Source organism: Mycolicibacter sinensis, from assembly GCF_001673565.1.
Lineage (GTDB): Bacteria > Actinomycetota > Actinomycetes > Mycobacteriales > Mycobacteriaceae > Mycobacterium > Mycobacterium sinense_C.
In genome coordinates this window covers 142,448-154,371 of record NZ_LZMF01000137.1, presented here as the reverse complement: position 1 = coordinate 154,371, position 11,924 = coordinate 142,448, and the positions used below count along the sequence as shown (strand labels likewise).

Genomic DNA, 11,924 nt, shown 5'->3' with positions numbered 1-11,924 from the left:
CGGCGTCGAGGACGGGCGCATCATCGCCGTCGGCCCCGACGGCACCGCGCCCAGGGTGGTGACCAACACCGGCGGGCGCGACGGCGGGGGCCGCCAGCGGACGGGGGAGATGCGCGGCTTGGGGCTCATGTCGACGACATTAAGGCGGTCTCCGCGAATCCGGTTGGCAATGCGCCCGACGGAATAGTGTCGTGCTCGGATCGAAGGAGGGCCGATGAGACGCGTCGACAAGGACCGGCTCCTGCTGTGGTTCGGCGTCTTGCTGTTCCTGCTGGGTTTGCTCACCGGGCTGGTGACCGGGGCGATGAACAACCCCCGTATGGGGTTGTCCGCGCACCTGGAAGGCGTGATGAACGGCGTGTTCCTCGTGGTGCTCGGGCTGTTGTGGGGCCGCTTGCGGCTCTCGGCGCGCTGGCTGACGGCGCTGTTCTGGTTGGCGCTCTACGGCACCTATACCAACTGGGCCACCACCCTGGCCGCGGCGCTCTTCGGCACCGGCCGGACGACTCCGATCGCGGGCGCCGGTCACCATGGCACCGGGTGGCAGGAGAATCTCGTCGACGCCGGTCTGTACAGCTTGACCGTGGCGATGCTGGCGGTCTGCGTGATCGCGCTGGTCGGCCTGTGGCCCGGCGCCGGCCGGGAGCAGTGAGCACCGCCCGCGCTTAGGCTGGTGCGATGACGGCGGCGGTCGAGGACTTCGAGGCGTTGCGGCCGCATCTTTTGGCGGTGGCCTACCGGCTCACCGGCATGTTCGCCGACGCCGAGGACATCGTGCAGGACGCCTGGTTGCGCTTCGCTGCCGCCGAGCGCGACCAGATCGCCGACCCGCGGGCCTGGTTGACGACGGTGGTGAGCCGGCTCGGCCTGGACCGGTTGCGCTCGGCGTCGCGGCGGCGGGAATCCTATGTGGGCGAATGGCTTCCGGAGCCGGTGGTGACCGGTATCGACGCTGATGATCCGCTGTCGGCGGTGGTGGCCGGCGAAGACGCCCGGTTCGCCGCGATGGTGGTGCTCGAGCGGCTGAATCCCGATCAGCGGGTGGCGTTCGTGCTGCACGACGGGTTCGCGGTGCCCTTCGGTGAGGTGGCCGAGGTGCTGCACACCAGCGAGGCCGCCGCCCGGCAGCTGGCGTCGCGGGCCCGGCGCGCCGTTGCCGCCGATCCGCCGCCGCAACCCGATCCGCGGCACGCCGAGGCGGTCGGGTCGCTGATGGCCGCGATGGCCGCCGGCGACCTGGACGCGGTGGTGGCGCTGCTGCACCCCGACGTGACGTTCACCGGCGACGCCAACCGCCGGGCGCCGACCGCCGTGCGGGTCATCCGGGGCCCGGAGAAGGTGGCACGGTTCCTGTTCGGCTTGGCGCGCCGGTACGGGCCGACCCTGATGACCGCGAACCAGCCGGCGCTGGTCAACGGGGAACTGGGCACCTACACGCCGGGTGCGCCAGGTGCCGAGGGGTTCGCCGAGCTGATGCCGCGTGTCACCGCGCTGACGGTGCGCGACGGTCTGGTCTACGCCGTCTGGGACATCGCCAACCCGGACAAGTTCACCGCTACTCCGCTGCGGTCCTAGCCACCGCCGGTGTCGCTCGAGACTGTAGTTACCGTGAGGTCGTCTCGAACTTCTGCACGCTAACCCCAGCTTCGAGGCCTTACTGAGCCCACGGCACCCGGCAGGCATCCCCGGAGTTGAAGCCCTGCTCGGTGATGCCCAGCGCCGCGTAAATCCGGGCCCGCATGTTCTCGACCCCGATCTGATACGTCAGCTCGATGACACCGTCGTCGCCGAACCGTTGGCGTAGATCGGCGACCTGCTCGTCGGTGACCGAGTGCGGGTCGGCGGTGATCGCGTCGGCATAGGCGATTGCGGCCCGTTCGTCGGCGGAAAAGCGCGGGGAGGTCGCGTAGTCGTCGATGCTTTGCAGCCGTTCCATGTCCATGCCTTCCAGGCGTTGCAGCATGGAGCCGAAGTCGACGCACCACGAGCAGCCGATGGTGCGGGCGGTCCAGAACACCGCCAGATCGCGCACTTCGGCGGGCAGCTTGCGTGACCCGGACTGCAGCAGCCCCTCGTGGGCGGCGGCGGCCACCAGCAGCCGCGGGTGATGCGCGATGACGGTGAAGGGCTCGGGGACCTCACCGAAGCGGCGCTTGGCGTAGCGGTACATGGCGCGGGTCAGCAGGTTGGTGCGTTTCGGGGCCAGGGGTTCGATGCGAGGTTGAGTAGTCATACCCCTTAGACGAGACAGCCCGCGGAAGTGTGACGAGCAGGGGCCTCAGAGCAGGAACGGCACCAGGGCCTTGCGGTCGGCGGGGTAGTCGGCGAATTTCTCCCGGTACCAGCGGTGGGTCTGCAGCGCCCGGGGGATCAGGTTGCCGGCGGTGATCAGCAGGATCACCACGCCGGGCAGCGCCCAGGTCAGCACCGCGAAACCGGTCCAGGCGATCAGCTCGCCCAGATATGCCGGGCTGGTGACGAATCGGAAGCCGCCGCCGAACGGGACCCGGTACTCGGCCGCCCCGGGGCTTTTCTTGTCGCGCAGGTTGCGCACGATCGACTCGGAGTTCACGATCAGCGCGAAGCCGCACAGGTAGATCACCAGGCCCACCACGAAGCGCGGGTCGGTCAACCAGGCGCTGCCGTACTGCCCCAGGTAGTCGTGGCTGAACAGCGCCCCGTTGAGGTAGCCGTGCATCGTCGTGACGAGCATGCCCATCACCACCACCGAGATGTTGAAGGTGCTGCGCTTGCCGGGCACCTGGCGGATCGCCAGTGGGAAGAACCAGCCGCGGTTGGCGTAATGCAGCGCCCAGATCCCAGCCAGCACAAGGGAAGTCGGCTCGAACCGGGCCGGCCCGCTGAGGTAGGCGGCCAAGAACACCACCGTCGCCGGGATCTCCATCAGCCACCAGCCGAACTTCGGGTTCAGGTTGAAGCCGAGCTTCGCCGAGGAGAACCGCCCGTAGGAGCTCTGGCCGAAGAAGCCGCCGATGATCACGAACGCGGCGAAGCCGAACGCCGCGGTCAGGACGGTGTCGTAGACGGTGTTACCGGTGTACCAGTGCATCCCAGTGTCCTATCACGGCCGGTCCTCCACGTGGCGATCAGACGCGAAAGCCCCCATTTCCACGCAGGAATGGGGGCTTTCGCTGGGGGCACCTCCCGCTTGCGGGGGACTGCTCGCGCAAATGGCGGCTGGAAATCAGCGGGCGAACATCAGGGCCCGCTTGACCTCCTGGATCGCCTTGGTGATCTCGATACCGCGCGGGCAGGCGTCGGTGCAGTTGAACGTCGTGCGGCAGCGCCACACCCCGTCGACCTCGTTGAGGATGTCCAGGCGCTCGGCGGCACCCTCGTCACGCGAGTCGAAGATGAACCGGTGGGCGTTGACGATCGCCGCCGGACCGAAATACGTTCCCTCGCTCCAGTACACCGGGCAACTGGTGGTGCAGATGGCACACAGGATGCACTTTGTGGTGTCGTCGTAGCGGTGCCGGTCGTGCGGGCTCTGGATCCACTCCTTGGTGGGCGGGTTGCCGCTGGTGATCAGGTAGGGCTTGATCGCCTTGTAGGCATCCATGAACGGTTCCATGTTGACCACGAGGTCTTTTTCCACCGGCAGCCCGCGCATCGGCTCGATGGTCAGCGTCAGCTCCTTGGCCGGGTTCTTCGGCAGGATGTCGCGCATCAGCATCTTGCAGGCCAGCTTGTTGTTGCCGTTGACCCGCACCCCGTCGGAGCCGCACACCCCGTGCGCGCAGGACCGACGGAAGGTCAGCGTGCCGTCCAGGTAGCTCTTGACGTAGATGAGCAGGTTGAGCAACCGGTCGGTGGGCAGCGCCGGCACCCGGAAGCTCTGCCAGCCGTCGGTGGCGGCGTAGGCGTCGGGGTTCTCCGGGTTGTAGCGGGCGATCTTGAGGGTGACCATCCGGGCGCCCTCGGGGATCGGGGGCAGCGGCGGGTCACCGGCGGGCGGGCCGTCGACCAGCGCCGCCGGCGGCGCACTCGACGGAGCCGGCGAGCAGCAGCCTGAATCTGATCCGCAGCAGCCGTCAGCCATCAGTACTTCCGTTCCTTCGGTTCGTAGCGGGTCTGCACCACCGGCTTGTAGTCCAACCGGATGTCGGCGATCAGGTCGGGGCCTTGCTTGTAGGCCATGGTGTGGCGCATGTAGTTGACGTCGTCGCGGTTGGGGTAGTCCTCGCGGGCATGTCCACCGCGGGATTCCTGGCGGTTCAAGGCGCCGACCACGGTGACCTCGGCCAGCTCCAGCAGGAAGCCCAGCTCGATCGCCTCGAGCAGGTCGGAGTTGAAGCGCTTGCCCTTGTCGTGCACGGTGATCCGGGCGTAGCGCTCCTTCAAAGCGTGGATGTCGCTCAGCGCCTGCTTGAGGGTCTTCTCGGTGCGGAACACCGCGGCGTTGTTGTCCATCGACTGCTGCAGGGCGCCGCGGATGTCGGCGACGCGTTCATTGCCGTGTTCGGACAGGATGTCGGCGACCCAGTTGACCACCATCTCGGCCGGGTTCTCCGGCATCTCGGTGAAGTCGTGGCCGTTGGCGTACTCGGCGGCGGCGATACCGGCGCGGCGGCCGAACACGTTGATGTCCAGCAGCGAGTTGGTGCCCAGCCGGTTGGCTCCGTGCACCGACACGCAGGCACACTCGCCGGCGGCGTACAGCCCGGGCACGGTGGCGGTGTTGTCCCGCAGCACCTGCCCGGTGTTCGTGGTCGGGATGCCGCCCATCACGTAGTGGCAGGTCGGGTAGACCGGCACCAGCTCGGTGACGGGGTCCACGCCCAGGTAGGTGCGGGCGAACTCGGTGATGTCGGGCAGCTTTTCTTCGAGCACGTCGGCGCCGAGGTGGCGTACGTCGATGTAGACGTAGTCCTTGTTCGGCCCGGCGCCGCGGCCTTCGAGCACCTCGAGCACCATCGAACGGGCCACGATGTCACGCGGCGCCAGGTCGACGATGGTCGGGGCGTAGCGCTCCATGAACCGCTCGCCGTCGGCGTTGAGCAGTCGGCCACCCTCACCGCGCACGGCCTCCGAGATCAGGATGCCCAGCCCGGCCAGCCCCGTCGGGTGGAACTGGTGGAACTCCATGTCCTCCAGAGGCAGTCCCTTGCGGAAGACGACGCCCATGCCGTCGCCGGTCAGGGTGTGGGCGTTGGAGGTGGTCTTGTACATCCGGCCCGACCCGCCGGTGGCCAGCACGATCGCCTTGGCGTGGAAGACATGGATCTCGCCGGTGGCCAGCTCGTAGGCCACCACGCCGGTGGCCACCGGGCCGGACGCGGTCTCGGTGAGCACCAGGTCCAGTACGTAGAACTCGTTGAAGAACTCCACGTTGTGCTTGACGCAGTTCTGGTAGAGCGTCTGCAGGATCATGTGGCCGGTGCGGTCGGCGGCGTAGCAGGAGCGGCGCACCGGGGCCTTGCCGTGGTCGCGGGTGTGCCCGCCGAACCGGCGCTGGTCGATGCGGCCCTCAGGGGTGCGGGAGAACGGCATGCCCATGTTCTCCAGGTCCAGCACCGCGTCGATGGCCTCCTTGGCCATGATCTCCACCGCGTCCTGGTCGGCCAGGTAGTCGCCGCCCTTGACGGTGTCGAAGGCGTGCCACTCCCAGTTGTCGTCCTCGACGTTGGCCAGCGCGGCGCACATGCCGCCCTGTGCGGCGCCGGTGTGACTGCGCGTCGGGTACAGCTTGGTCAGCACCGCGGTGCGGGCCCGCGGCGCCGCCTCGACGGCCGCGCGCATCCCGGCGCCGCCGGCGCCGACGATCACCACGTCGTATCGATGTTCCTGAATCACCGCGATATCACCCGTTCGCTACCGATTGCCGTCAAGAGATGTTCGGGTCGAAGCTCAGCAGCACGTAGCTGCCGAGCGCCAGCGTGAAGACCACCGAGAACGCCAGCAGGCTCAGCAGCCAGAACCGGCTGCGCGCGCTGCGGGTGTAGTCGGCGATGATCGTGCGCAGGCCGTTGGCGCCGTGCAGTTCGGCCAGCCACAGCAGGGCCAGGTCCCAGATCTGCCAGTACGGCGAGTGCCAGCGCTCGGCCACGTAGTTGAAATCGATCCGGTACACCCCGTCGTCCCACATCAGCATGATGAACAGGTGACCGAGCACCAGGAAGATCAGCACGGCGCCGGAGAACCGCATGAACAGCCAGGTGTACTTCTCGAAGTTGGGCATCCCGGCGGACCGCCGCGGCGAGCGCGGGTCGCCCAGGCTGGCCGGGCGGTCGCGGTCCGGGCCGCGCACCGGGGCCAACGCGCCGCGGCCTAGTTGCAGGTCAGGTGTGCTCATAAGAATCGCTCCGCCATGTGCATGCCGATCCGGACCACCACCGGAACCATCACCACCAGCCAGATGGCGGCGACGGCCACCAGCATCTGGCGCTGCCAGCGGCAGCCCTGCCACCAGAAGTCGATCAGGATCAGCCGGATTCCGTTGAGGCCGTGGAAGAGCACCGCGGCCACCAGGCCCAGCTCCATCAGGCCGACGATCGGCGTCTTGTAGGTCTCGATGACCTCGGTGTAGGCCTGCGGGCTGACCCGCACCAGGGCCGTGTCGATCACGTGCACGAACAGGAAGAAGAAGATGGCCGCACCGGTGATCCGGTGCAGGGCGAACGCCCACATTCCGGGGTCGCCCTTATACAGACTCTGCCGCCGGGGACGCCGGGCGTCAGCCTGCGTCCCGGGCCTCGCCGCATCGGCGGATGTCGCCGTCATCAGCGCCTCCAAATATCGGTAGCCACCCGTTTGATCCACGCTCGCGGCAGCTACACAACGCCCTCGCTGCCAATAAACCTCGGCTTGGACTCTAAACCCATCCACAGGGTGGAAACGACCACGTCGAAGTTACCGGCGGGTAGGAATAGCCGAAGTTAGGGTGACATTCGACAAGCCGATGCGGACGGACAGGGTGGCGCGATGTACTCGAAACGATATGGGCGCAGCGCCGGTGTCTGACGTAATCGACTGGGAACTGTTGCGGCGCAAAGCAATTTCGGTGGCAGCGAGCGCCTACGCGCCGTACTCGGGGCTGCGGGTCGGAGCGGCGGCGCTGACCGGCGACGGACGCCTGCTCACCGGCTGCAATGTGGAAAATGTCTCATATGGCCTGGGCCTGTGTGCCGAGTGTGGGGTGGTCGCCGCCTTGCACGCAACCGGGGGCGGACGGCTGGTGGCGCTGTCGTGCACCGACGCCGCGGGCAACCTGCTGATGCCGTGCGGACGGTGTCGTCAGGTGCTGCTGGAGCACGGCGGTCCTGAGCTGCTCATCGACCACCCCGCCGGTGCGCGGCGGCTGTCCGAACTGCTGCCGGACGCCTTCGGACCCGACGCATGGCGGTGAAGTTCGACGCTCCGACGCTGATCGCCACCAAACGCGACGGCCACCGGCTGGCCGACGACGCCATCGACTGGCTGATCGACTCCTACACGGCCGCCGAGATCGCCGAGGAGCAGATGGCGGCGCTGTTGATGGCGATCTTCCTGCGCGGTATGGACGCCGCGGAGACCGCGCGCTGGACTGCGGCGATGATCGCCTCCGGGGAACGGATGGACTGGCGCGATCTGGGCCGCCCCACTGTTGATAAGCACTCCACCGGCGGGGTGGGCGACAAGATCACCCTGCCGCTGGTGGCGGTGGTCGCCGCCTGCGGTGCCGCGGTGCCGCAGGCCTCCGGGCGCGGCCTGGGGCACACCGGCGGCACCCTGGACAAGCTGGAGTCGATCGCCGGTTTCGACCCGGTGCTGCCGACGGCGCGGCTGCGGGAGCAGCTGACAACCGTCGGGGCGGCGATCTTCGCCGCCGGTGCGCTCGCGCCCGCCGACGCCAAGCTCTACGCGCTGCGCGACATCACCGCCACCGTGGAGTCGCTGCCGCTGATCGCCAGCTCGGTGATGAGCAAGAAACTGGCCGAGGGCGCCGGCGCGCTGGTGCTCGACGTCAAGGTCGGCTCGGGCGCCTTCATGAAATCGGCGGCCCAAGCCCGGCAACTGGCCGACATGATGGTCGAACTCGGCGCGGCGCACGGGGTGCCCACCCGGGTGCTGCTCACCGATATGAACACCCCGCTGGGGGCCACCGCCGGCAACGCCCTCGAGGTCGCCGAGGCGCTGGAGGTGCTCGCCGGCGGCGGACCCGACGACGTGGTGGCCCTTACGGTGGCGCTGGCCGCCGAGATGCTCGCCCTGGCCGGGATCGGCGACCGGGACCCGGCGGCCACGCTGGCCGACGGCACCGCGATGGACGCCTTCGTCGCGATGGTCGCCGCGCAGGGCGGTGATCTGAGCGTTCCGCTGCCGGTCGCGGCGTGTTCGGAGACGATCACCGCAGCACGGGACGGCACAATGGGGGAAATCGACGCGATGGCGGTGGGCATGACGGCATGGCGGCTGGGCGCGGGCCGTTCCCGCCCGGGTGAGCGGGTGCAGGCCGGGGCCGGCGTGCGGATCCACCGTCGGCCGAACGAGCCCGTCCGCGCCGGGGAGGCGCTGTTCACGCTCTACACCGACACCCCCGAACGGTTCGGGCCGGCACGCGACGAACTCGACGGCGGCTGGCGCATCTGCGATACCCCGGCGGCCCCGCGGCCACTGATCATCGGAGCGACCCCATGACCACACCGCTGACTTTGGAGACGATCCGGCAGGCGCCCAAGGCGCTGCTGCACGACCACCTGGACGGTGGCCTGCGCCCGGCCACCGTCGTCGACATCGCCGGGCAGGTCGGCTACGAGGGGCTGCCCACCACCGATCCCGACGAGCTGGCGACCTGGTTTCGCACCCGCTCGCACAGTGGGTCGCTGGAGCGCTATCTGGAGCCGTTCAGCCACACCGTGGCGGTGATGCAGACCCCCGAAGCGCTGCACCGGGTCGCCGCCGAATGCGTGGAGGATCTGGCCCACGACGCGGTCGTCTACGCCGAGGTGCGGTTCGCGCCCGAACTGCACATCGAGGGCGGGCTGTCGTTCGACGAGGTGACCGACGCGGTGCTGGCCGGATTCGCCGACGGGGAGCGCCGCGCCGCGGCCGCCGGCCGGGAGATCACCGTGCGCTGCCTGGTGACCGCGATGCGTCACAACGCGTTGTCCCGGGAGATCGCCGAGCTGGCCATCCGGTTCCGTGACAAGGGCGTGGTCGGCTTCGACATCGCCGGCGCGGAAGCCGGCTATCCACCGACCCGGCACCTGGACGCGTTCGAGTACATGCGAGACCACAACGCCCGCTTCACGATTCACGCCGGCGAGGCGTTCGGGCTGCCGTCCATCCACGAGGCGATCGCGTTCTGCGCCGCCGACCGGCTCGGACACGGGGTGCGGATCACCGACGACATCACCGTCGACGACGACGGTTCGGTGCGGCTGGGAAGGCTGGCGGCGATCCTGCGTGACAAGCGGATTCCGTTGGAGTTGTGCCCGAGCTCCAATGTGCAGACCGGTGCGGTCGACAGCATCGCCGAGCACCCCTTCGACCTGCTGGCCCGGGCCCGGTTGCGGGTAACGGTCAATACCGACAACCGGCTGATGAGCGACACCACGATGAGCAAGGAGATGCTGGTGCTGGCCGACACGTTCGGCTACGGCTGGACCGATCTTCAGCGGTTCACCGTGAATGCGATGAAGTCGGCGTTCATCCCGTTCGATCAGCGGGTGGAGATCATCGAGGAAGTGATCAAGCCGCGATTCGCCGTTCTGGTCGGTTGATTACGGCCGGATTCGTCCACAGCAACCCCGGTGAACGACGAAAGCCGGGCAATCGCGATTGCGATTGCCCGGCCTTCGACTTCAGATCAGTGCTCGGTGACCGTGGCCTCCGGGTCGCCCTCTTTCCAGGTGATGACGCCGTGCTCGAACGTGGACTGCTTGGAGCCGTCGGCGTTGGTGGTCTCGTCGCTGGTCGGGTAACCCAGCTTGCCCTGTGAGCCGCCCAGCTCGTTCCACTTGTCGCGGATCTTGCCCCACACCACGTAGGCACGGGTGGTGTGAACGATCACGCCGCCGTCGAACTGCTGGTAGGTGCCGCCGTCGGGGTTCTTCTGCTCGGGACCGGTGGGCTCGCCCAGGTCCTGCTTGGCCGCGGCGTCCAGGGAGTCCAGCTTGGCCAGGATCGGGCCGGCGACGGTGTACTCCTTGCCGTCCGCGCCGGTCATCTCGGTCGAGCTGGCGCCCTCGCTCTCCTCGGCGGAGGTGGTGCTGACCGCGGACGAGAGCACCGAGCTGGCCGAGGAGGCAACCGAGCTCGCTGAACTCAGGGCTTCGCTGGTCTTCTCTTTGGTGTTGTCGCACCCCGTGCCGATCAATGCGACGCCCAAAACTGCGGCGGATACAGCTGCGGCTCGTTGCGTTGCCTTGCGCATGTGTAGTCCTTTCGAATTTGGGAGGGCCCCGCAAAACCACACGGCCCGGCCAGAGGGTTATCGGGCCAGATGTTATCGGGGATACGACCCCGCGGCAATGAAATCGGGCAAATGAATGCAGTTAATTGTCGGTGAATTCCTGCGATGCTCAAGCCCGGCTTACCTGCGTTCGGGCGTTACTCGCGGCGCAGCCGTGACTGCATGAACTGCTCGAGTTGTTCCCATTCCTTGACCGCCGGAGCGAACGGGCGCTGCGGGGCGGCCACCGATTCTCGGTCGAGCACATAGCTCACCAGTCGGCCCAGCGCGCGGTCCGGTTTCAGGGTTTCTGCGACGACGCCGTCCTCGGCGTAAGTGCCCACGTCCTGCAGCAGCTCGACGGCCAATTCGAGTTGCTCGCGGTCCACGGCGTCGGGGCCGTCGGTCAGATCGTCGACCATGCCGGACAGCACGTAGACGTTGTCGTCGGTGATGTCGATCGCCAGCGAGCCGTCGGTCGCGGCGGTGCGGATGTCGTCGTAGGTGCTCAGGTCCGACAGGTCGTGGTCGTGCTCGTCGGCCAGGTAGCGGGCCAGGGCGCGCTCGGAGCCGAAGACGCTGATGCGCCCGTTGCGGCCGAGGAACACCGGCTGGTCGCCGAGGTAGCAGCGCAGCGTGAAGAACGTCCCGTTGTCGGTGATGATCCGGATCGGGTCGATGCCCACCTTCGTCCAGAAGTTCGCGTCACCGCCGAGCACCACCCGATCGCCGGTGGCGCGCTCGCTGGTCGCGGCGGCCGTCTCCGCCAAGGCGGTGTCATCGTCGCCCTCTGCCGCTTCGTCTGAGGTGGTCTCCTCCAGCTCGGCCGGGGGCTCTTCGGCCAGCTCGTCGGCCGCCTTCGACGACGCGGCGGCATCGACGTCGGGCGTGCTGAGCACTTCTTCGACCGCGGCCAGCACATTGCCCCAGCTGCGGCCGACGATGTCGGCGAGGGCGTTCCACCGCTTGCGGCCGGCTCGGCCGGTGAAGTTGTCGACGCCGCCGGCCAGGGTGCCCAGGCTCGGGTTGCCGTTGAAGAACTTCGTCACCGTGATCAGGTCGCACACCGACCCGATCGAGGAGACGACCTCCATCGCGTCGGCCACCATCCGCACGGATTTCTTGGTCGGCTTCTCGGCGAGCAGTTCCTCGACCGCGATCAGGTCGTAGTGGCGGCCGGCGGCCGGGTTGAGCTTGTGCGCGTTGGCCTCGACCAGTCGCGGCCAGGCCGGGTGATCCACCAGGTCGTTATCGGCGTTGGTTCGCACGAATGCCACCAGGTCGGCGGCGGTGGCGAAGCCGTACAGGTCCTCGTCCTTGCCGAGGAACGCCTCCCACTCGTCGCCGGCGTCGCGCCAGCGCGGCGCCCACAGCGTGTAGCGGTCACCAGCGGTCACCGTAAGACGGATCGGTACGAGGTCAGCTGCCATGGCGCACAGAGTAACCAGGTGCTCGCCGGGCACCCGAACCGGGATTCGCGCCGGGATTAGTGCGGCGATTAACGCCCCTTCGCAGCGGCAAATAAAGA

General features: G+C 68.2%; 12 protein-coding genes and 1 pseudogene. 5 read left to right on the top strand and 8 right to left on the bottom strand.

The genetic code is table 11. From position 1 onward, the window contains the following. Positions 1–214: 214 nt before the first annotated feature. Positions 215–652, top strand: a complete 438-nt coding sequence (locus tag A5648_RS20405; RefSeq protein WP_065026274.1) for a hydrogenase — start codon at positions 215–217, stop codon at positions 650–652. A 26-nt stretch (positions 653–678) separates the two neighbouring features. Further along, the gene (locus A5648_RS20400; protein ID WP_065026273.1) at positions 679–1,575 is read left to right on the top strand and encodes a sigma-70 family RNA polymerase sigma factor; all 897 of its coding nucleotides are present in this window, start codon (positions 679–681) and stop codon (positions 1,573–1,575) included. 79 nt (positions 1,576–1,654) lie between these two features. Here the strand turns inward: A5648_RS20400 and A5648_RS20395 are convergent. The 6 genes and pseudogenes from A5648_RS20395 to sdhC form a co-directional block, all read right to left on the bottom strand. Then, positions 1,655–2,272, bottom strand: a pseudogene (locus A5648_RS20395) (carboxymuconolactone decarboxylase family protein); the annotation flags it as partial. A gap of 6 nt (positions 2,273–2,278) precedes the next feature. After that, positions 2,279–3,070, bottom strand: coding sequence for a 3-oxo-5-alpha-steroid 4-dehydrogenase (locus tag A5648_RS20390; protein ID WP_065026271.1), 792 nt, complete (start codon positions 3,068–3,070; stop codon positions 2,279–2,281). A 135-nt stretch (positions 3,071–3,205) separates the two neighbouring features. Next, complete coding sequence (locus tag A5648_RS20385; protein WP_234787496.1) at positions 3,206–4,063, bottom strand: succinate dehydrogenase iron-sulfur subunit; 858 nt, start codon at positions 4,061–4,063, stop codon at positions 3,206–3,208. Continuing rightward, positions 4,063–5,817, bottom strand: a complete 1,755-nt coding sequence (gene sdhA, locus A5648_RS20380; RefSeq protein WP_065026270.1) for a succinate dehydrogenase flavoprotein subunit — start codon at positions 5,815–5,817, stop codon at positions 4,063–4,065. Before sdhA ends, A5648_RS20385 begins: the two co-directional genes overlap by 1 nt. A gap of 31 nt (positions 5,818–5,848) precedes the next feature. Next, positions 5,849–6,316: a succinate dehydrogenase hydrophobic membrane anchor subunit gene (locus A5648_RS20375; protein ID WP_065026269.1), complete on the bottom strand. Its 468-nt coding sequence runs from the start codon at positions 6,314–6,316 to the stop codon at positions 5,849–5,851. Then, complete coding sequence (gene sdhC / locus A5648_RS20370) at positions 6,313–6,747, bottom strand: succinate dehydrogenase, cytochrome b556 subunit (RefSeq protein ID WP_428844364.1); 435 nt, start codon at positions 6,745–6,747, stop codon at positions 6,313–6,315. Before sdhC ends, A5648_RS20375 begins: the two co-directional genes overlap by 4 nt. Positions 6,748–6,976: 229 nt before the next feature. Between sdhC and A5648_RS20365 the strand changes: the two genes are divergently transcribed. Genes A5648_RS20365 through A5648_RS20355 form a run of 3 tightly spaced genes read left to right on the top strand, consistent with a single transcriptional unit; the run spans position 6,977 to position 9,725 of the window. Next, positions 6,977–7,369: a cytidine deaminase gene (locus A5648_RS20365; RefSeq protein ID WP_065026303.1), complete on the top strand. Its 393-nt coding sequence runs from the start codon at positions 6,977–6,979 to the stop codon at positions 7,367–7,369. After that, entirely contained in the window at positions 7,360–8,640 is a 1,281-nt protein-coding gene (locus A5648_RS20360) for a thymidine phosphorylase (RefSeq protein ID WP_065026268.1), read from the top strand. The genes A5648_RS20365 and A5648_RS20360 overlap by 10 nt, the downstream gene beginning before the upstream one ends. Further along, complete coding sequence (locus tag A5648_RS20355; RefSeq protein WP_065026267.1) at positions 8,637–9,725, top strand: adenosine deaminase; 1,089 nt, start codon at positions 8,637–8,639, stop codon at positions 9,723–9,725. Before A5648_RS20360 ends, A5648_RS20355 begins: the two co-directional genes overlap by 4 nt. An 86-nt stretch (positions 9,726–9,811) precedes the next feature. On the opposite strand, the gene A5648_RS24260 is transcribed toward A5648_RS20355, so the two are convergent. Continuing rightward, positions 9,812–10,378 carry an LGFP repeat-containing protein gene (locus tag A5648_RS24260; RefSeq protein WP_207511782.1) on the bottom strand — a complete coding sequence of 189 codons (567 nt, stop codon included), beginning with the start codon at positions 10,376–10,378 and terminating at the stop codon, positions 9,812–9,814. Between the two features lie 176 nt (positions 10,379–10,554). After that, positions 10,555–11,826, bottom strand: a complete 1,272-nt coding sequence (gene satS, locus A5648_RS20345) for a protein export chaperone SatS (RefSeq protein WP_065026301.1) — start codon at positions 11,824–11,826, stop codon at positions 10,555–10,557. Positions 11,827–11,924 lie beyond the last annotated feature (98 nt).